Here is a 20,588-nt window from a genome sequence, read left to right on the forward strand (position 1 = left end):
TACGCCGCCTTAATATCGGAGCAAGCAGTGCATGAATGAGGTGCCCGCAGTGAGTAATGCAGCAGCAACAGACGATGCCCCGCGAGTCATCAACTTGGCGTTTACCGGTGCTTCTGGCGCGCCTTACGGCCTGCGCCTGCTGCAGTGCTTGGTGGCTTCCGGCTGTCGGGTTCAGGTGATGATCAGCAAAGCCGCGCAGATTGTGATTGCCACCGAAACCGACCTGAAATTACCTGGCACACCGCCGGCCATGCAACAGTGCCTGAGTGAATACAGCCAGGCAGCCCCCGGCCAGGTATTGGTATTTGGTCGCGAAGACTGGTTTTCACCGCCGGCGTCCGGTTCTGGCGAAAAAGCTCCGCTGGTGATTTGCCCCTGCAGCACTGGCACGCTGTCGGCCTTGGCCACGGGCGCCAGCAATAACCTGATAGAGAGAGCAGGAGACGTAGCCCTGAAAGAACGCCGCCAGTTGATACTGGTACCGCGCGAGGCGCCCTATTCCGAAGTGCACCTGGAAAACATGCTGAAACTGACCCGCATGGGCGCCGTCATTATGCCGGCAAGCCCGGGGTTTTATCACAACCCGGAAACCATCAACGACTTGGTGGACTTTGTGGTGGCACGTTTGCTGGATCATTTAGGCGTTGATCAGAAGTTGATGCCTCGCTGGGGAGAAGAGAGGTTAGCGCGAAAGCTGAAAGGGGGTTAGGCGCGCGGTTTTCTGCGTTAGTAGATTTTTTAAGACCTGTCGCTACTGGAATCAACCTTACGCTCGGCCAGCACCGAGGTAGACGCTATCAACCAGGCAGAGTCCTGTCCTGCATCCAGCAATGTTGAATAATCATTAATCCGAGAGTGCGATGCCCAATTCCACACATTGTGAAGCGTAAAAAAAACCGGGACAGCTTTTCTTTGAGACGGGTTAGGTGCCTAAAGATAGCTTTGTCCCAGCTTCTCTACTCAATCAAGCGTTTTTTAACGTTGCCATGTCAATCACGAAGCGATACTTCACATCGCCTTTTTTTATGCGCTCGTAAGCTTCGTTGATATTTTTGATATCAAGCATTTCGATATCGCAGCTAATGTCGTGTTCAGCGCAGAAATCCAGCATTTCCTGGGTTTCCGGCATGCCACCGATCAGCGAGCCGCCCAATACCCGACGTTTAAGGACCAGATTGCCAGCTTCCAGTGCGGGGTCAATTGGCTCCAGAAGGCCCACCAAAATGTGGGTTCCATCATGGCTGAGGCAGTTCAGGTAAGGGTTCAGGTCGTGCTGAACAGGCACTGTATCCAGCATGAAATCAAAAGTTTCAGTGGCGTCCTTCATCTGCTGTTCATCGGTGGAAATGACCACATGGTCGGCGCCCTGTTTTTTGGCCTCTGCGACCTTGCTTTCAGAACGGGTGAAGATGGTCACTTCAGCACCCAGCGCCTTGGCAATCTTCACGCCCATATGTCCGAGGCCTCCCATCCCGATGACACCCACCTTATCACCCTTTTTGACACCATAATGGCGCAGCGGGGAATAGGTGGTAATGCCTGCACAAAGAAGCGGTGCGGCGGCGGCAGGGTCCAGCTTCTCTGGTATCCTGACCACGAAGCGTTCGCTGACGACCACGTTGTCTGAATAGCCACCAAAAGTGACGGATTGATCGTAACGATCTGTGCCGTTGTAAGTGCCAGTCATACCTTCTTTGCAATACTGCTCAAGGCCGGATTCGCAGGCGGAGCAGGTGCGGCAGGAGTCCACCATGCAACCCACGCCAACCACATCTCCGACCTTGTAGGTCGAGACGTCGCTGCCTACAGAGGTAACCCGGCCAACAATCTCATGGCCCGGAACTACCGGGTAAGCAGTCACTCCCCAGTCATTATGCGCAAAGTGAATATCGGTGTGGCAGACACCGCAGTAATCAATTTCGATGGATACATCGTCGGGGCGTGGTTCTCGGCGGTCGAAACTAAACGGTGCGACGCCTGATTGCGCAGATTGTGCGGCGTATGCTTTGGTGTTGGCCATGTCTGTAGTTTCTCCTCAACGAATGTTAAGTTATGTCGAAAATATTGTTAACAATCCTAACAGTTCACGTGCCTTGTACGTGTCAGCGATTCTCCCTAGGCTCTGTTATTGAGGAGCGAGCAAAAGCTCAGATCCGGCCCAAGGTAAGGTTGTTATTCCATGTTATCAGGAATCTGTCCCGTCACCGGAAATTGCCATCAATGACCGCCAGCAAGACTGAGACAATGATTAGCACGCATATTGCAAAGTTGAAGGGGGATAGTCCTGTTTTGTTCCAGGCTCTGGTATCTACATACCTGTAGAGAAACTGACGCATGACTGTTCCTTTCGATGATTGCGCGTTTCGGTAGCCGTAGAAGTTCGCTGATACTGGCTGTCGCTTGCTTGACCCTTTGTTTTTTAGGGGATCCAGTATTTTAGAGTATCGTGACTCATTGCTCTTTCATGTATGCCTGAACAAGCCGTGATTGCGCAACATTTGTTTCAACGTTGCCTGCCCTGGTTGGATCGCTAGACAGTATCTCCTCTTTCATTGGCCAACGGTAAGTTGTGTGCGTTCCCAATATACGTTTGCTAGCCGCCAGCTGTTCTCGGGGCGAGGTTGATGACTTAAGCGCACAGGGCAAATAGTTTAGGAAGGCCTGAGGGCTGCTCAATCTCTGCCAAGGCGATGAGGACGAGATTTGTGGTTTCTTTTGGGGATGGTGTTTCTCGGTGCACGCTTGATCTCTCGCTGGCCGATGATGGGGCGGAGGTAATCTGGTACGCGCTTACGTATCCAGTCGTTGGGGCTATTGTTTCAGCGCCATGGTGAGCACATTTCGAAACCCACAAGAAATCTTCCGTGCACCTGCTTAAGATACTAGGAGTATATTTAAATTATTGATCGTGGTGTGATTCGTTAAACAGGAAGGCCATTCTAGTAGAATGGTGCCGAGGAGAGGACTTGAACCTCCACGCCCTTGCGAGCACTAGCACCTGAAGCTAGCGTGTCTACCAATTTCACCACCTCGGCAGGTGATTCGCAGGAAATCTGATGTTTGAAAACCAGAGTCTTCTGCCGTCAGTTAATGTTGCTCTCAACCGATGGCGCGTACTTTAATGATTCGCCGAAAAACTGTCAAATACTTTTTCAAAAGGCTGATAGGTTTATTTGCCTTCTTTGACACCGCAAAGGAAAGGGCTACGAATATGCCCAAGTGTAAATACTGATGCGCTTTCTACCTGCTTTATAAAGCCTGCGTATCAGGCAGTTTCGGCGAACCGGCGTTATACTGTTATGCTAACGCCCATTGACTCAATACAGTTGTGCCGCTGAGGCACAGATAGCAAACAAGGATCCGAATGGTTTCCAGTAAGAAGACCTCCAACGACCCCCACGCCAAACGTGAGGCCCAGAATTACGACAACCCGATTCAGAGCCGCGAGTTCATTCTTGCGCACCTGAAGGACCGGGGCGCGCCGGCCACACACGAAACCCTTTGCGAAGAACTGGGGCAGTCGTCCGAAGAGAGCATTGAAGCCCTGCGCCGCCGCCTGATTGCGATGTGTCGCGACGGCCAGCTTATTTGCAACCGCCGCAACGCTTTTTTGCCGATTGAAGAAGCCGACCTGGTAAGCGGCCGGGTGATTGGCCATAAAGATGGCTTCGGGTTTTTAACACCTGATGGCGATGGCACGGACCTGTTTTTGACCGCGCGCCAGATGCGCCAGGTGTTTCACGGCGACCGTGTGGTTGCCCGCGTTGACAAAGTAGACGATCGTGGCCGCCGTGAGGGCGTGATTGTCGAGGTGTTGGAGCATCGCACCACGCAAACCGTCGGCCGTTTCTTTAAAGAAAGCGGTATTATGTTTGTGGTGCCTGAAAACGCTCGCATCAACCACGAAGTATTGATACCGGATGAGATGGCCGGTGCGGCACGTCATGGCCAGTACGTGGTGGTCGACATCATTCGCCAGCCCACTCCGCGCAGCCAGCCCACCGGGCGCGTCACCGAAGTGCTGGGTGAACACATGGCTCCAGGTATGGAAATTGACGTGGCGATTCGTGCCTACGACATTCCCTATTCGTGGCCAGATGCGGTAGGTGCGCAAACAGCGGCCATTTCCGAACAGGTCACCGATGCTGACAAGCGCAACCGCGTGTGCATTCGCGAGTTGCCGCTGGTAACCATTGACGGTGCAGACGCGCGGGATTTCGACGATGCCATTTATTGCGAGCCGCGGCCGCGCGGTGGTTACCGCTTGCTGGTTGCTATTGCCGATGTGTCTCACTATGTGCGCCCGGGCTCAGCGCTGGATGACGAAGCGCTGAATCGCGGCACCTCAGTGTATTTCCCAGACCACGTAGTGCCCATGCTGCCGGAAAAGCTGTCCAACGGTTTGTGTTCATTGAACCCGGAAGTGGATCGCCTGTGCATGGTGGCAGATATGACGATCAGCGCTGCCGGCAACATCAGTAGCTACACCTTCTATCAGGCGGTAATGAACAGCCACGCGCGGCTGACTTATAACAAGGTCAGCGATATTCTGGAACACGCCGAATCCCCTCGCGGTATCGAGCTGAGTAACCAGTATTCCGCCGTGTTGCCCGAGCTGCACAATCTATATGGCCTGTATAAACTGCTGCGCAAAGCGCGTACAGAGCGTGGTGCCATTGATTTTGAAACCACCGAAACCCGCATTGTATTTGATGCCGAGCGCAAGATTGAAGAGATCGTGCCAGTGCACCGCAACGACGCCCACAAAATTGTGGAAGAATGCATGCTGGCGACCAACGTGGCTACCGCGCGCTTCCTGAAAAAACACAAAATGCCGGCGCTGTATCGGGTGCATGACGGCCCATCGGAAGAACGACTTGGTTCCCTGCGGCTGTTCTTGGGCGAGCTAGGCTTGCAGCTTGGTGGCGGAGACAAGCCTACGTCGGCTGATTACCAGAAACTGCTGGGCTCTATCGGTGAGCGGCCTGATGCTCAAGTGATTCAGACTGTCATGTTGCGCTCCCTGAGCCAGGCAGTTTACAGCCCTGAGGAAGCCGGCCACTTTGGCCTGGGGTATTCGAGCTACGCACACTTTACTTCGCCGATTCGGCGATATCCGGATCTGATCGTGCATCGGGCAATTAAAGCCTGCATTCACGCAGATCAGCCAACGAAAGACGTGATTGCGCCAGACCAGGTAGACGCGGAACTGGCGAAGTATCCGTACGATTACGCCCGTATGGAGAAGTTCGGTGAACATGCGTCGATGGCCGAACGCCGCGCTGACGATGCCACCCGCGACGTAATGGCTTGGTTGAAGTGCGAGTTCCTTAGTGACCACGTCGGCGAGGAATACGACGGCGTCATTGCGGCTGTTGTCGGTTTTGGGTTCTTTGTAGAGCTTGCCGACATCTATATCGAAGGCCTGGTGCACGTGTCGACGTTGAATGGCGACTACTTCCAGCACGATCACGCCAAGCATCGGTTGATTGGTGAGCGCACGGCCATCAGCTTCCGCCTCGGTGATGAAGTGCGTGTCAAAGTGATGCGTGTGGGTATGGAAGATCGCAAAATTGACCTGGAACTGGTGAGCACGCCAAAGCGTCGCCAGGCCGACCGCGATGCGCTTGGAGTGAACCGCGGCGGCGGTCGCGATGGAGTTAAGAGTGACAAAGGTGGCAAAAAAGACGTTAAAGCGAAAGGCGAGCGCAGTAAGCGCGGTAGCAAGTCTGATAAACCATCTGCAAGCCGCGGTTCTAAATCCGCAGGCCCGAAACCGGGTCGTGCCAAGCCGGCCGCCGGCTCCGCGCGTGATCAACTGGCTGCCGATGCGGCTCGTGCTGCTGGTGGCAAAGCCTCGGCAAGCGACGGCGATGCCAGTGGCGGCGAATTGCGCAAGCCGCGCAAGCGCAGACCCAAGAGCTAGCGAGCCGAGCTGACCTGTAGCCTTTCGCTGACCACCACCTTGCCTGCTTTAATGTGCGCGCAAGGCGGTGGTAGATCTACTAAATTTTTTAGCAGGAAATACCGTCAGTGGCAGAGCAATTTGTATTTGGCTGGCATGCCGTTGAAGCCGTCTTAAAGCGTGAGCCCGAGCGGCTGCTACAAGTGTGGATTCAAACTGGCCGCCAGGATAAACGGGTAAAAAGCACCACCGAACTGCTGGATACCCTGGGTGTATCTTGGGAGATTGTGCATCGCAAACTGCTGGATAGCCGCGTTGGCGGTGTCCATCAAGGTATTGTTGCGTCGGTCAGCGAAAGCCGGGAATGGAGTGAAGACGACTTGCTGGCGCTGCTGGCAAACTCTGAAAAGCCGCCGTTTCTGTTGATTCTGGACGGTGTCACCGACCCCCATAACTTGGGCGCGTGTATGCGCACCGCCGATGCAGTCGGCGTGCAGGCGGTGATTGTTCCGAAAGATAAATCCGCCACGTTAACGCCGGTTGCCCGCAAGGTTGCCTGCGGCGCGGCGGAAACCGTACCTTTTGTACGTGTTACCAATCTGGCACGCCTGCTGCGCACCTTGCAAGAGCAGGGCGTTTGGTTGGTCGGCACCGCGGGTGAAGCCACTGTCACCTTGCATCAGACCGACCTGACAGGCCCGCTGGCGCTGGTGATGGGCGCCGAAGGCAAGGGTATGCGGCGGTTGACCCGTGAGCATTGTGACCAATTGATCAACATACCGATGGTGGGCGACGTTGAAAGTTTGAACGTGTCTGTTGCCAGTGGTGTGTGTCTTTATGAGGCCCTGCGCCAGCGTTCTGCTAAGGGCTAGCTGCGGTAGCTTATCAATCCTTGCATACCTAGCGACACCCGCCTATAGTACCTCACCCCTTTTCCGGGGTGGTTTTTTATTGCCTCAACAAAGGCAATGCATTACCTCGCTAGCGCCGGCAAACGTCTTTCCGATAAAGAGTTCCGAGCCTGGCAAAAAAAGCGGCAGTTCTGCTGTCACCTCCTTGCTTTTATGTTGTGCGGCATTGATGGCGTTTACGCCCGCCGCAAATCTAGAGGCTGTTCAATCCGTAGGGAGAATTCATGCGTCACTACGAAGTTGTATTTATGGTACACCCGGATCAAAGCGAGCAAGTGCCCGCGATGATCGAGCGTTATACCAGCCTCATCACTGAAGATGGTGGCCAGGTAGATCGCTTGGAAGATTGGGGCCGTCGTCACCTGGCATACCCGATCAACAAGATTCACAAAGCTCATTACGTGTTGATGAACATTCAATGTTCGCAGACCGCGATGGACGAGCTGACACATAACTTCCGCTTCAACGATGCCATCATGCGCGAGCTGATCCTGCGTCGTGATGAAGCTGTTACCGATATGTCTCCGATGAAATCGGCAGAGTCTCGCGAAGACCGCCGCCCAAGTGGAGATGATCGTCCGCGCCGTACAACTGAATCTGACGAAAGCCAGAAAGTTGACGACACAGACGAAGAAGAGTAATTAACCGGAGTTAAGGAGTTACGTTATGGCTCGTTTTTTCAGACGTCGCAAGTTCTGCCGGTTTACGGCAGAAGGTGTTAAAGAGATCGATTACAAGGATCTGGACACCCTGAAAGGTTATGTCACTGAAACAGGCAAAATCGTGCCTAGTCGCATTACTGGCACCAAAGCACGTTATCAGCGTCAGCTGGCCACCGCTATTAAGCGCGCCCGCTTCCTGGCCCTGCTGCCGTATTCGGACAGCCACGATAACTAAGAACAGATAAACAGGACTTGGGACCATGCGTGCACTGGCACAATTTGTAATGCGCGGTCCCCTGCAGGCTAGCGTGGTAGCGGCTTTAACGACGGCTATACCTCTGCTTTTCTGGGTTGGCACAGCGGTTGTCGGGCTGGTTATATTACGGCTTGGCATTCGTCAAGGGCTGAACGTTGGCCTTTGGGCATTGCTGCCGGCACTGGGCTGGAGTTGGTTTGGGCAAGACCCTACCGCTTTGGCCGTGTTGCTGGAAGTGATGCTGATGACAGCTCTGTTGCGGGTGACTTCGTCGTGGGACAAAGCTCTGTGCGGCGGTACTTTTCTGGCGATTGTGACTGGATTGGTATTACCGCAGTTTTACCCTGGCCTGATGGACATTCTGGTGCAAACCGGAGTTCAGTTTTACGAGCAATACAACGCTGAGGTTGCGCAGGCGCTGGGTAGCAACCTGGAATCTGTGATTCGGCAAACCATGAGCGCCAGTATGGCGGGTACTTATCTGGCTTTGGCCATAGGTATGACTCTGCTGGCTCGTGGTTGGCAGGCAGCACTGTACAACCCTGGCGGTTTGCGCACAGAGTTTCACGAGCTGCGCCTGTCGCCGTTATTTGCGGTTGTGTTTGCTGTCACCATGGTGGCTGGTCCCGCGTTGGGGTTGAACACTGTGCTGCTGGCCTGGGCTGCGGGAACTCCGCTGTTCCTGGCCGGGCTGGCACTGATTCATGGTGTTGTAGCGCGTAAGAAACTGAACCGCCAATGGTTGGTGATGTTTTATATTGCGTTGGTGTTGCTGGGCCCAAGCCTGATGATTCTGTTAGTAGTTCTGGCTTTTGTGGATAGTTGGCTGAATATTCGGGGGCGAATCAATCCTCCCGGACCGGTCGTATAAAGCACGAAGAGGTTAACGAGATGGAAGTTATTCTGCTCGATAAAGTTGCAAACCTGGGTATCCTGGGTGACAAGGTTAACGTGAAATCCGGTTACGGCCGTAACTTCCTGTTGCCTTATGGCAAAGCGGTTCCGGCCACTGAAGCCAACTTGAACGCGTTTGAAGAGCGTCGTGCCGAGCTTGAAAAAGCCGCAGCCGAAAAACTGGCTGTTGCTCAAGCCCGCGCCGAAAAGCTCGAAGGCGCATCTTTCACTATCAGCTCTAAAGCGGGTGATGAAGGTAAGTTGTTTGGTTCTATTGGTGTGCGCGACGTGGCTGATGCCATCACCGCTTCCGGTACCGATGTAGAAAAGAGCGAAGTGCTGCTGCCAGAAGGCCCGCTGCGGGCTGTTGGCGAGTACGAAGTTGCGCTCAAGCTGCACAGTGATGTTCACATAACCGTTAAGCTGGCGGTTGTTGCCGAGTAATTGGTAGCAGTTCAGCATCAGGCAATAATGATCAGCTCTGATCTTTATTGCCGCATAGCAGGCTCGGAACGGTAGCAATACGGTTTCGGGCTTGCTGCTTTCTGGTATGCTCTAAAGTCCTGTTTCATCTCCCATTGCCACTGAGCATTCGTAAGCCGTCCGCCAGAGCAGTGGTTAACTGAAGACGTGTTCATGGCAAAGCCGAATCTTAAGTCCGCAAACAGCGATCCAGAAACCAGTCGAATTAAAGTGCCGCCGCATTCTTTGGAAGCGGAGCAGGCCGTGCTGGGTGGGCTAATGCTGGACAATCGCCGCTTTGATGAAATCTCCGAGATGATTTCGGCGGTGGATTTTTATCGCCAAGACCATCGGCTGATTTTTGGTGCGGTGGAACGCCTGGCCAGTGAAAACGAGCCGCTAGACGTTGTTACTCTGGCCGAATTTCTGGAGCGGGCTGGGGATATCGAACACGCTGGTGGTCTGTCGTATTTGGCTGAGCTGGCCGAAAAGACCCCCGGTGCAGCGAACATCCGTGCCTACGCTGATATTGTTCGCGAACGTTCTATTTTGCGCCAGTTGGTGGAAGCATCGGGTAAAATTTCTGATTCGGCATTCAACCCACTAGGTCGTAACAGCAGTGAAATTTTGGACGAGGCCGAACGCACGGTGTTCCAGATTGCCGAAGCGCGGGTTAAAGAAGGTTCTGGCCCCAAGGGCATTAATCCGATCCTTACGCAAACCCTGAGCCGCATTGAAGAGCTGTTCGAATCTGGCGAACAGACCACCGGCTTGACCACGGGTTTTCGTGATTTGGATGAGCGCACTTCGGGTATGCAGCCCTCAGACCTGATTATTGTTGCCGGACGGCCGTCCATGGGTAAAACCACGCTCGCCATGAACATCGTCGAAAACGCCTTAATTTCAAGTGGCCTGCCCGTGCTGGTGTTCAGCATGGAGATGCCAGCGGACGCCTTGGCCATGCGTATGCTGTCATCGCTTGGGCGCATTGATCAAACCAAGGTGCGTAATGGCAAGCTTGAAGAAGATGACTGGCCCAGGTTGACCTCGGCGGTGAGCCTGCTGAAGGACAAACCGCTTTATATTGACGACACCCCCGGCCTAAGCCCAACCGAGCTGCGCTCGCGGGCACGGCGCATTGCGCGGGAGAATGGCGGCAAAATCGGGTTGATCATGGTGGATTACCTGCAGCTGATGCGGGTGCCCGGAAACACCGAAGGCCGCACCGCGGAAATCTCCGAAATTTCCCGTTCACTCAAAGGCATCGCTAAAGAGCTGAGTTGCCCGGTTGTTGCGCTGTCGCAGCTCAACCGCAGCCTGGAACAACGCCCCAACAAGCGGCCTATTAACTCGGATTTACGTGAATCCGGGGCTATCGAGCAAGATGCAGACGTCATTATGTTTGTCTATCGTGATGAGGTTTATAACGAAGACACTCCAGATAAAGGTGTGGCTGAAATTATCATCGGCAAGCAGCGGAACGGCCCCATTGGTACGATACGTTTGGCGTTTATTGGCAAGTACACCAAGTTTGAAGATCTTGCCCACGGTAATTATAGCGAGTATGGAGACGACTACTGATGCCAAGGGGCTCCTTTGCGCTTATAGACTCAAAAGCGCTGCAGCATAACTACCAGGTGGCCTGCCAGCGTTCTGGGCAGTCCAGTGCCATGGCGGTGATTAAAGCCGATGGCTACGGCCACGGTATTGCGGGAGTTGCGCGTGCCTTGGCTGCGGTGGCGCCCAAATTTGCGGTGGCGTGTATTGAAGAGGCCATTGCCATTCGTAATGCTGGCGTAGGTCAGCAGCCTGTGGCGTTGCTGGAGGGGGTTCACAGCGAGCAGGATCTGGCGACTTGCATAGAGAACAACTTCGAGCCGGCGCTGCACTGCGACGACCAGTTGCAGTGGCTTGTGCGAGCGCCAGCTGCTCCGCGCATCTGGCTGAAAGTAAATACCGGGATGAACCGCCTGGGCTTTCATACCGAGGAGCTGGCTCAGGTTATGGCGACGCTTGCGCAGCACCAGCTGGCGTCAAAGGTGATTGGTTTTGTGACCCACTTTGCCTGTGCCGATGACGAACGCAGCACCATGACACAGCAGCAGACCGAGCGTTTCGAGAAGGCGACCGCGCCTTGGCCCGAGTTGCAGCGTAGCGTCGCCAATTCGGCGGCGTTGTTCAGGCCGGGCCAAAAGCTGTTTGGCTGGAGCCGCCCCGGCATCATGCTGTATGGCGCATCGCCCATTGTCGGTACGTCGGCTGCGGAGCTGGGTTTGAAGTCAGTAATGACTTTACAGGCACCGCTGATCAGTACCCGCCTGTTGCAGCCCGGCGACAGCGTGGGTTACGGCGCAGACTGGGTGGCGTCCAAACCGACACGCATGGGCATTGTCGCCTTGGGCTACGGCGACGGTTACCCTCGCCATGCGGGCACGGGTACCCCTGCTGCTATCCATGGCCAGCGCATACAGCTTATCGGCCGGGTGTCGATGGACATGTTGGCGGTAGATCTGAGCACGGCTCCTGCAGCCCTCAATGGCGACCCGGTAGAACTGTGGGGCGCAACGGTGCCGGTGGATGAGGTGGCCGGCCACGCCGCTACGATTGGTTATGAGTTGCTGACGAGCGTTACAGCCCGGGTACCTCGGCGCTGGTGCTAATTTTACTTAACAGGATTGGAGGTAAAGAAGACCCGTGCATGTTCTGGTAGTTCATGATTACGGCCCCTTGGGTCGAGTATTGCTGGAGCAGCTGCGCGCCACCTCTTTGCAGGTCAGCCCTTTGCTGGTGAGTAACACGGCCAGCGTGGATCTGGCGGCTCTGGAAAGCTGGGTTCCTGCGGATACGGACTTGATTGTCAATGCGCTTTGGCTAGCCGATCCGGAATCCGCCCAAGAACACCCCGATGACGTCAAGCGCTCAGCTTTGTCATTGCCTTTGGCGCTCGGCGAGTTTGCCCGCGATCGCAATATCGCGATGCTGCAATTGTCCACTTGCTATATTTTTGATGGCCGCAAACAGACAGCTTACATTGCTTCGAACCCCGGGCAGCCGGTGAACCAGCTAGGTGCTTGGCAGTGGGAGTGCGAGCAGGGCCTGCGCGGTTTGTTAACCCGCCACATTATTTTGCGAACAGGATGGAGCTTGGGGCGCTTTATACGGAAAGTTCAGGCTAGCACAGCCGCTGGCACCCGCTTGTCGTTGCCTGGCCGTTGCGTTGGTCAACCCTTGGCAGTCACTGACTTGGCACGGGTGATGCGGGCTATTATCCAGCAGCTCGATTGCGGGGCTGAAGTGTGGGGCACCTATCAGTACGCCGGTTCTGAGGGCATCAGCTTGTATGAGCTGGGTTTGGCCATCGCCGGCTTGCCGGGTATTCCCGAGGATTTGCATCTGGTGGATGAAGTGAGCGGATGGGGTCAGCTGGAACCGGTGAACACACGTTTGGTGTGTACAAAAATCCGTAACACTTTTGGTATCAAGCAAGTCCCATGGCGTGTAGGGCTGACAGATGAACTGACTTTGATAAAAGGGCCAGACTCAGTCAAACCAACCAGCCCATAGAAGCGCTTTTTAGCGACAACCCTGGCGAGCAAAATCGCGGGTGACCAGTTGCAGGGCTTCTACATCTAGCAGTTCGACTTCACGGCCGCGAGCTTTGATGATGCCCTGATTCTGGAAGCGGGTGAATACCCGACTAACCGTTTCTACCGCAAGGCCCAAAAAGTTCGCGATATCATTGCGTGCCATCGGCAGACTGAAATTAGTGGGTGACATGCGTCTGCGCTGAAAGCGGCTGGACAGCGACAACAACAGAGCTGCAATACGCTCCTCCGCGGTGTTCTTACTCAGCAGCATGGCTAGCTGGTGACTGTTTTGTATCTCCTGGCTCATCAGGTGGTACATATGGTGCTGAAGCTCAGGCAACTTACGCGTCAATTGCTCCAGTTTTTCGACTGGAAATTCGCATACGCTGGTGCGCTCAAGTACCTTGGCGGTGCAGGCGTAGTTGTCGGTTGCCATGCTGTCGAGCCCAATCAGCTCGCCAGGCATGAAGAAACCGGTAACCTGTTCATCTCCGCCTTCGGTAATAATCGAGGTTTTTACCGACCCGCTACGCACCGCAAAGCACGATTTAAAAGGCGTGCTTTGGTCAAAAATATGTTCGCCCCGATTGAAGATTTTGCCCTGCAGAACAATGTCTTCAAGGCGCTCCAACTCATTCTCTTCCAGTGCAAGGGGCAGGCAAAGATTGCTCAAACTACACTTGTTACATGTAGCCCTGAGCTGTGAAGCAACCTGATGGAGTCGAATTGCTTGGTTCATAGCAGATGGCCTGTCAAATTTGATCTATATCCAGCTCTAGCTTAGTACGGATCAACCCATTTGCCAATGGCGTTTCGGGTCGGTCTTTGCTAAAGGCGCTCGAATATCAGTGATGCATTGGTGCCGCCAAAGCCAAAGCTGTTGGACATCACCGCGTTAAGGGTGGCTTCTTGGCCCGCCGGCCCCACAATAGGCAGGTCACCAATGGCCGCATCCAACTCGTTCAGATTTGCGGTTCCGGCGATAAAGCCGTTTTGCATCATCAGTAACGAGTAAATAGCTTCCTGTACACCGGCGGCGCCCAGCGAGTGCCCAGACAGTGACTTGGTAGAGGAAATTGGCGGTACTTTGTCAACGAAGGTGTTGCGAACAGCACCCATCTCCGCAGCGTCGCCAACCGGGGTGCTGGTGCCGTGGGCGTTGATATAATCAACTCTGCCATGCATGGTCGCCATGGCTTGCTTCATGCAACGCTGGGCGCCCTCACCGGATGGCGCAACCATGTCATAACCGTCTGAAGTGGCACCGTAGCCGGTCAGCTCGGCAATAATGTTGGCGCCGCGCTTGCGGGCGTGCTCCAGTTCTTCCAGTACCAGCATGCCGCCGCCACCGGCAATCACAAAACCGTCACGCTTGCTATCAAACGGCCGCGACGCCGTTTCCGGTGCGTCGTTGTATTTGGTAGACAGGGCACCCATGGCGTCAAACATCATGGTCAGGCTCCAGTCTTCTTCTTCACCGCCGCCGGCAAAGACAATGTCTTGCTTGCCCAGCTGGATTTGTTCCATAGCTTGGCCAATACAGTGTGCGCTGGTGGCGCAGGCCGACGATATGGAAAAGTTCACGCCGCGAATCTTGAAGGCGGTTGCCAGGCACGCAGAGACAGTGCTGGCCATAATGCGCGGTACCATATAAGGCCCAATGCGCTTTACGCCTTTTGCGCGCAGAATATCAACGGCTTCCCCTTGGCTTGAGCAAGATGCGCCACCAGAGCCGGCAATTAGCCCGGTGCGATCGTTTGACACCATGTCGTCGGTCAAACCGGCTTGGGCAATGGCCTGCTGCATCGACAAATAGCTGTACATGGCTGAGTCAGCCATAAAACGACGTGCTTTCCGATCAATAACAGAGGTGTCGACATCCGGTGCGCCGCAAATCTGGCTGCGGAACCCCAGTTCCTTGTAGGTTTCACTAAAGCGGATGCCGGATTTTCCGGTTTTTAGGCTGCTAGTAACCTCGTCCAGGCTATTGCCCAAGCAGGAAATAATTCCCATTCCAGTGACGACGACACGTCTCATAAAGCTCTCCTTAACCGGCGCCAGGAACAGGCGCTTGTGTTGCGGTATTTTAGATGTGATTGTAAAGCTTTTAACCAACGTACAGTATATGACTTTGGTTCAGGCGGATATTCAAATGCGACACTAACGTTTGCGGTTACGTCGGGTTTTTGCTTTCTTTTTGCCGTCTGCGATTGCTTTTTCTGCATCCAGTAGAGCTTGAACTTCGGCTTCAGCCAGAGCAATTTCGGTTTCGTGCTGGATCAGGCGCGGTGTTTCCAGAGAAATGCGCCCCAGCTTGCCGGCGCGGAATTCGTTCAGCAACACCTCCGACACTTTGTGTAAATCCGGTATGCCGCCGCGCCCAAAAAACCGGCGCTTGGCCGCAATGGCGTCCATTGCGGCCAAGCCGTCAACCGGCAGCGGGTCCAGTCCGTAGCGGCTGGTCAGGAATTCCGGGTAATGAGCCAGCAAATACTCGGCGGTAAACAGCGCAACGTCTTCAAAATCCAGTACAGCGCTGCGAATAGCGCCGGTAACCGCCAGGCGATAACCACAGGCCGCCGGTGAAAGCTTGGGCCACAAGAAACCGGGGGTATCGTACAGCAAAATGTTATTTGGCAATTTAATTGCTTGCTGAGCTCGGGTGACTGCCGGCTCGTTACCGGTTTTTGCGGCAGGTCGTCCGGCCAGGGTATTGATCAGGGTAGATTTTCCGACGTTAGGGATGCCCAGAATCATAACCCGTAGCGCGCTTTTCTGGCGATCGTGATTCGGTGTGAGCTGTTCAGCCAGGTTAAGAATGTCCAGCGCTTCGCTCCGCTGATTGTGGGTCAGAGTGATGGTTTTTACACCGCGCTCCCGTTCTAGCCAGCTTTGCCACTGCCCCGTCACATCGGGGTCGGCCAGGTCGCGCTTGTTAAGCACTTTAATCAACGGTGTATCACCGCGCAGTGCAGGCACCAGAGGGTTTTCGCTGCTAAAGGGAATGCGAGCGTCCACCACCTCGATAATCAGGTCCATCTGCGGCATGACTTCTTTGATCTCCTTGCGGGCTTTGTGCATGTGCCCGGGAAACCAGTTAATCGCCATTGTGCTACTCCCGCTGCCCGTAAACGCGCTGAATTCAAAACGCGCTGGCCAGTGTGTGTGAATAAAAAGAGCCGCCATTATGCAGCAATTCCAGCGCAATACCGAAAGTCGATGACCAAACTTTCATATTTGCCTGAAAATCGCCTTAATGGTGGGCTGGCAGCCGCTTTGGCGGCTATTATTCGAAATAAACAGCCATTATGGGGTGCGACTTACCCACGTGATGCTTTAGGGTGTGTGAAATTATTCAAAACGGAGAGCAGTATGAAATTGGTAAAAGCACTGGGGACAGCACTGATTGTGGTAAGCCTTTCGGCGCCGGCATTGGCGCAACAGGCGAATGCCCAGCCCGACCGTATAGATCAGTTGGCGCAAATGGTTGGTTTGAACGACGAGCAACAAGAACAGATCCGCGGCGTATTTGACGAATTGCAGGGTCAAATTGTAGATCTGCGCCAGCAGGCGCAAACGCTTCAGCAGCAGTTGCAAGCCGAGGTAAAAGCAGACTTCAGCGAAGATGCCATTCGCGAACACGCGGAAGAGCTGGGTGACGTAACCGGTGAGATGGCCGCATTGTCTACCCTGATGCAAGCGAAGGTAGAAAGTATTTTTACAGATGAGCAGCGCAATGAGCTGAAGATGCAAATGCAAAAAATGCAGCAAATGCAACAGCAGCAGGGCGGCCAGTAAATACAGCCCCGCCAACAGCGGTGAGATGCCAATGCAGGTGCTCGGTCAGCTTACGAATTTGACCGGTATCTGCAGGGCGTTGACTGGCTTGGATTCTGCCGATGTCGTTTCTATTGATGCAGGAACTGCTGGTACCGCCAATCCCAAGTTGTTCTTGTCAAACACTCGATCTGCACGGTAGCTTGACCGCACTAAGGGGCCTGATGGCACTTCCATAAAGCCCTTGGCCAAGCCAATTTCCCGGTAACGGTTGAATTCTTCCGGGGTGACGTAGCGCATCACCGGCAAATGGTTCGGAGTAGGGCGCAGATACTGGCCCAGCGTCAGAATATCCACGCCCACCGCCAGCAAGTCATCCATGGTTTGTTGAATTTCTTCGTCGGTTTCGCCCAGGCCCAACATTAAACTGGTTTTTGTCAGTACGTCCGGGCGGTATTGCTTGGCATGCCTCAGTACGCTTAGAGTCTTCTCATAGCCGGCTCGCGGGTCGCGTACCGGGTGAGTCAAGCGGCGGACGGTTTCGACGTTCTGGGCGAATACATCCAGCCCGGAGTCAACAACCTGTTCTACGTGCTGCATGACCGCATCAAAGTCCGGCGTGAGTGCTTCTACTCTGACGCCCGGCGTGCGGTGTTTGATGGCCGACACACAGGCCGCATAATGGCCGGCACCGCCGTCGGGCAGGTCGTCGCGGTCAACCGATGTCAGCACAATGTATTGTAAGCCCATCAGTTCTACCGACTTTGCAGTATTCTCGGGTTCGTCTTTATCTAGCCAGCCGTTGGGGTTGCCGGTGTCTACCGCGCAGAATTTGCACGCACGTGTACACACCGAACCCATCACCATGATCGTTGCCGTGCCGTTGGTCCAGCACTCACCAATATTGGGGCAGTGGGATTCCTGGCACACGGTGGCAACCTTGTGGCTTTTCACATTCTGTTTGACTGCCTCGTAGCGCTCACCACCGGGCATACGTGCACGCAACCACTTGGGTTTTGGGTCGTTGCTGACGCCTTCGTTGGAAACATTGCGGCTTTGCTTAACGCCGTCCTTAATAGCAGAAAAGCCATGTTCACTGCGGAACTTGGCGCCACTTGCCACACGGGGCTTGGTGTTTGCGGTCATGGATGCGGAGCTCTCGTTCTGTATAAAAGACTTTGGTTAGGCGTAAAGGGTAAAGCCGAGGCGCGCCAGATACAAGAACAGTAGGGATAAACACGGGCACGGTATTGGCACCCAACATCTGCGCTACCAAAACAAGCCGGTAGCGCAGATGGCTGGCGTTCTCAGCGAACGGCGGCGTCCAGAGCCTGGGCGACATCAGCAATTATGTCGTCAATGTGCTCAATACCAATCGACAGGCGCACCAGGTCTTCACTCACACCTGCAGATTTGAGCTCGTCTGGGTTTAGCTGGCGGTGAGTGGTGGTTGCCGGGTGGCAGGCCAGTGATTTGGCGTCGCCAATGTTGACCAGGCGTAGCACCATGTCCAGCGCATCGATGAAACGTGCGCCGGCGTCTCGGCCGCCTTTAATACCGAAGCTGAGAATACCGGAGGCTTTGCCGCCGCAAATTTTTTCGCAGGTGGCGCGGAACGGGCTGTTAGCCAGGGCGGCGTAGTTAACCCATTCTACAGCTGGGTGATCCTGCAGGAACTGAGCGACTTTCTGGGCGTTCTCGCAGTGGCGTTCCATCCGCAGAGCAGCGGTTTCAATGCCCTGCATGATCAGGAACGCGTTAAACGGTGACAGTGCGGCGCCCGTGTTGCGCAGTGGAATTACGCGGCAGCGGCCAATAAACGCTGCCGCCCCTAAGGCCTCGGTGTATACCACGCCGTGATACGACGGATCTGGCTCGTTCAGCATCGGGAACTTGTCGGCGTTGGCTTTCCAGTCAAATTTGCCAGAATCCACCACAACGCCGGCAACGGTGGTGCCGTGGCCGCCCAGATATTTGGTCAGCGAGTGAACCACGATGTCTGCACCGTGTTCGATAGGGCGGCATAGAAAAGGTGTGCCAACGGTATTATCCACTATCAGCGGCAGGCCATGTTTGTGGGCTATTTCAGCCCAGCGCTGAATGTCCACAACGTTGCCGGCCGGGTTGCCGATGGACTCACAAAACAGGGCACGAGTGTTTTCATCAATGGCTTTTTCTACGCCGTCAAAGTCATCGTGGGTGAGCATTTTGCAGGTAATGCCCTGGTTCGGCAGGCTGTGGGCAAACAAGTTGTAGGTACCGCCGTAAAGCTGGCTGGTGCTAACAATGTTATTGCCCACGGTACAGATGGTTTGCAGGGCATAGGTAATGGCAGACATACCCGAAGCAACTGCTAGCGCACCAATGCCGCCTTCCAGCTGCGCCATGCGCTCTTCCAGCACAGCGTTGGTGGGGTTCATAATGCGGGTATAAATATTGCCCTGCACTTTCAGATCAAACAGGTCAGCGCCGTGCTGAGTGTCATCAAAGGTATAAGAGGTGGTTTGATAAATTGGCGTGGTTGCAGCTCTGGTGGTGGGGTCGCTTTTGAACCCGGCGTGCAACGCTATGGTTTCCCGTTTCATAACGGCTCATTCCTTTTGGTTATAGAAAATGGATATGTGCAGTCTGATAGTATGCCACAGTCACAACCGGTTAAAAGAACCACCTTTCGAATTAGAAATTCTAAGCTAATACGCGATCAGTCGTCCCAGCGCGCGGGGTCGTAAGAGAACACCGGCAATGACCACCGCCAGCGAATAGCGGACATGCGCAAGGCCAGGCCAACGCTGAATGCCGCCAGCAAACTGGTGTCGTGGTGCACGTGTTTATGTTGCATATAAAGATAGAGCAGGGCAACAACTAACGACACACTGGCGTATAGCTCGTGGCGCAAAACCTGAGGCGTTCGGTTGCAAAGAATGTCCCGCAGTATGCCGCCAAAAATGCCGGTAATCAGGCCTGCCATAATCACAACCGGGATCTCGTAATCCAGCTTTAGAGCCACCTCGCAGCCGATAATGGTGAAGGCGATCAGGCCGAGGGAGTCTAGAACCAGAAACAGTTGATGCAGGCGCCGCATATAGCGGGCGATCACCATGGTAAACAAACCGGCGCTGACGGTGATGTAGATGTAGCCGGGGTGCTGGGTCCAGTTAATCGGGTAGTTGCCCAGCAACATGTCTCGCACCGTACCGCCACCCAGAGCCGTAACAAAGGCAATCAGCGCCACGCCAAACATATCCATGTTTCGCCGGCCAGCGGCAAGCGCCCCAGACATAGCTTCGGCGGTGATAGCAATCAGATAAATCGAGATGAGCACACACAATTCCTATGCAGCGAGGCGCGCCATTATACAAGCGCTGGCATGGCGACAGAGACAGATTTAAAATCTGTCCCATACTCGGCCGTCAGTTTGCGGGGACAGATTTAAATCTGTCCCCTACTTGAACTCGGTCCCCGGTTTGTCAAAAGGCTGGTTTATGGGGAAGAGGGTGTCGTAAGCCCAGGTAAAGGCAAAAGCGTACACCAGATAAAAGGCTATAAAGCCAAGATCTATTTTTAGGGCTTCCATCAGGCTTATGTTCAGTATGCGGGTGACAATCGGCAGGAATGCAACCATCAGGCCCAGCTCAAAACCAAAAGCGTGAACAATTCTCAGCTTAACGGATTTCTTGGGCGTGCCGGTGTACTTCAGCAGAGCGTGATCAAACAGCAGGTTGTAAATGTAGTTCCACCCGGTAGCGATGGTGGCACCAACAGCGCCTAGCAAGCCGAAGTCCACCGTGGAGTAGCCCAGTACACGTGTGCCAAAGCTGATAACAACGATCAGGCCAATTACTTCAAAACTGACCGCTTGGCGAATACGGTCTGGTGTGGTGCGCATCAACAAAACTCCGCTGCAGCGGGCCGTCCCGAATGCTGTGTCCCCAAATGGGCGAGGTCGTCCTCGTGATGTTTGCAAAAATACGATTATGTCCGCAAACCTCCCGTGGACAAAAAAAAGACCTACAGCGTTAACTGTAAGTCTTCGAAATCTGGTAGCAAGGACTGGAATCGAACCAGTGACCCCAGCATTATGAGTGCTGTGCTCTAACCAACTGAGCTACCTTGCCAGCGCGCCATCAACGATGG

General features: G+C 54.4%; 19 protein-coding genes and 2 tRNA genes. 11 read left to right on the plus strand and 10 right to left on the minus strand.

Annotated elements, in window-relative coordinates:
* Positions 1–31 precede the first annotated feature (31 nt).
* On the plus strand, positions 32–709 hold the full coding sequence (locus tag ABA45_RS04280) for a flavin prenyltransferase UbiX (RefSeq protein ID WP_048384455.1): 678 nt from the start codon (positions 32–34) through the stop codon (positions 707–709).
* Positions 710–964: 255 nt separating this feature from the next.
* On the opposite strand, the gene ABA45_RS04285 is transcribed toward ABA45_RS04280, so the two are convergent.
* Together ABA45_RS04285 and ABA45_RS04290 are read right to left on the minus strand one after the other, a co-directional pair.
* Positions 965–2,020, minus strand: coding sequence for an NAD(P)-dependent alcohol dehydrogenase (locus ABA45_RS04285; protein ID WP_048384456.1), 1,056 nt, complete (start codon positions 2,018–2,020; stop codon positions 965–967).
* Positions 2,021–2,948: 928 nt separating this feature from the next.
* A tRNA-Leu gene (locus ABA45_RS04290) sits at positions 2,949–3,035 on the minus strand.
* A 329-nt stretch (positions 3,036–3,364) separates the two neighbouring features.
* Here ABA45_RS04290 and rnr point away from each other — a divergent pair.
* From rnr to ABA45_RS04335, 9 genes are all read left to right on the plus strand, one after another.
* Positions 3,365–5,926: a ribonuclease R gene (gene rnr, locus ABA45_RS04295; RefSeq protein WP_048384457.1), complete on the plus strand. Its 2,562-nt coding sequence runs from the start codon at positions 3,365–3,367 to the stop codon at positions 5,924–5,926.
* Between the two features lie 107 nt (positions 5,927–6,033).
* Positions 6,034–6,777 (plus strand): 23S rRNA (guanosine(2251)-2'-O)-methyltransferase RlmB, encoded by a 744-nt coding sequence (gene rlmB / locus ABA45_RS04300; protein ID WP_048384458.1) that lies wholly within the window; start codon positions 6,034–6,036, stop codon positions 6,775–6,777.
* Positions 6,778–7,040: 263 nt separating this feature from the next.
* Positions 7,041–7,457, plus strand: coding sequence for a 30S ribosomal protein S6 (gene rpsF, locus ABA45_RS04305; protein WP_014870122.1), 417 nt, complete (start codon positions 7,041–7,043; stop codon positions 7,455–7,457).
* Positions 7,458–7,482: 25 nt separating this feature from the next.
* On the plus strand, positions 7,483–7,713 hold the full coding sequence (gene rpsR / locus ABA45_RS04310; RefSeq protein WP_007348899.1) for a 30S ribosomal protein S18: 231 nt from the start codon (positions 7,483–7,485) through the stop codon (positions 7,711–7,713).
* Between the two features lie 25 nt (positions 7,714–7,738).
* Entirely contained in the window at positions 7,739–8,605 is an 867-nt protein-coding gene (locus ABA45_RS04315; RefSeq protein WP_048384459.1) for a YybS family protein, read from the plus strand.
* A 20-nt stretch (positions 8,606–8,625) separates the two neighbouring features.
* Complete coding sequence (rplI, locus tag ABA45_RS04320; RefSeq protein WP_014870124.1) at positions 8,626–9,072, plus strand: 50S ribosomal protein L9; 447 nt, start codon at positions 8,626–8,628, stop codon at positions 9,070–9,072.
* 192 nt (positions 9,073–9,264) lie between these two features.
* On the plus strand, positions 9,265–10,671 hold the full coding sequence (dnaB, locus tag ABA45_RS04325; RefSeq protein WP_014870125.1) for a replicative DNA helicase: 1,407 nt from the start codon (positions 9,265–9,267) through the stop codon (positions 10,669–10,671).
* Positions 10,671–11,750, plus strand: coding sequence for an alanine racemase (alr, locus tag ABA45_RS04330; protein WP_048384460.1), 1,080 nt, complete (start codon positions 10,671–10,673; stop codon positions 11,748–11,750). Before dnaB ends, alr begins: the two co-directional genes overlap by 1 nt.
* Before the next feature lie 34 nt (positions 11,751–11,784).
* A complete protein-coding gene (locus ABA45_RS04335) occupies positions 11,785–12,654 on the plus strand; it encodes an SDR family oxidoreductase (protein ID WP_048384461.1) in 870 nt (289 codons plus the stop codon).
* Between the two features lie 9 nt (positions 12,655–12,663).
* On the opposite strand, the gene fnr is transcribed toward ABA45_RS04335, so the two are convergent.
* The 3 genes from fnr to ylqF all read right to left on the minus strand — a co-directional run bounded on the left by fnr (position 12,664) and on the right by ylqF (position 15,785).
* Positions 12,664–13,416 carry a fumarate/nitrate reduction transcriptional regulator Fnr gene (gene fnr, locus ABA45_RS04340; protein WP_048384462.1) on the minus strand — a complete coding sequence of 251 codons (753 nt, stop codon included), beginning with the start codon at positions 13,414–13,416 and terminating at the stop codon, positions 12,664–12,666.
* Positions 13,417–13,505: 89 nt separating this feature from the next.
* Entirely contained in the window at positions 13,506–14,714 is a 1,209-nt protein-coding gene (gene fabB, locus ABA45_RS04345; protein ID WP_084708272.1) for a beta-ketoacyl-ACP synthase I, read from the minus strand.
* 123 nt (positions 14,715–14,837) lie between these two features.
* Complete coding sequence (ylqF, locus tag ABA45_RS04350) at positions 14,838–15,785, minus strand: ribosome biogenesis GTPase YlqF (RefSeq protein WP_048388673.1); 948 nt, start codon at positions 15,783–15,785, stop codon at positions 14,838–14,840.
* Positions 15,786–16,049: 264 nt separating this feature from the next.
* Here ylqF and ABA45_RS04355 point away from each other — a divergent pair, with 264 nt between their 5' ends.
* Positions 16,050–16,475, plus strand: a complete 426-nt coding sequence (locus tag ABA45_RS04355; RefSeq protein WP_227506119.1) for a Spy/CpxP family protein refolding chaperone — start codon at positions 16,050–16,052, stop codon at positions 16,473–16,475.
* Between the two features lie 45 nt (positions 16,476–16,520).
* Here ABA45_RS04355 and lipA read toward each other — a convergent pair whose 3' ends face one another.
* From lipA to ABA45_RS04380, 5 genes are all read right to left on the minus strand, one after another.
* Complete coding sequence (lipA, locus tag ABA45_RS04360) at positions 16,521–17,600, minus strand: lipoyl synthase (RefSeq protein ID WP_048384465.1); 1,080 nt, start codon at positions 17,598–17,600, stop codon at positions 16,521–16,523.
* A 161-nt stretch (positions 17,601–17,761) separates the two neighbouring features.
* Entirely contained in the window at positions 17,762–19,039 is a 1,278-nt protein-coding gene (locus tag ABA45_RS04365) for an O-acetylhomoserine aminocarboxypropyltransferase/cysteine synthase family protein (protein WP_048384466.1), read from the minus strand.
* Between the two features lie 116 nt (positions 19,040–19,155).
* On the minus strand, positions 19,156–19,776 hold the full coding sequence (locus tag ABA45_RS04370) for a trimeric intracellular cation channel family protein (protein WP_048384467.1): 621 nt from the start codon (positions 19,774–19,776) through the stop codon (positions 19,156–19,158).
* Between the two features lie 120 nt (positions 19,777–19,896).
* Positions 19,897–20,340 (minus strand): PACE efflux transporter, encoded by a 444-nt coding sequence (locus ABA45_RS04375; protein ID WP_048384468.1) that lies wholly within the window; start codon positions 20,338–20,340, stop codon positions 19,897–19,899.
* Between the two features lie 152 nt (positions 20,341–20,492).
* Positions 20,493–20,569: transfer RNA gene (locus tag ABA45_RS04380), tRNA-Met, on the minus strand.
* Between the last annotated feature and the right edge of the window lie 19 nt (positions 20,570–20,588).

Origin of the sequence: Marinobacter psychrophilus, from assembly GCF_001043175.1 — a bacterium.
GTDB classification, from domain to species: Bacteria; Pseudomonadota; Gammaproteobacteria; order Pseudomonadales; family Oleiphilaceae; genus Marinobacter; species Marinobacter psychrophilus.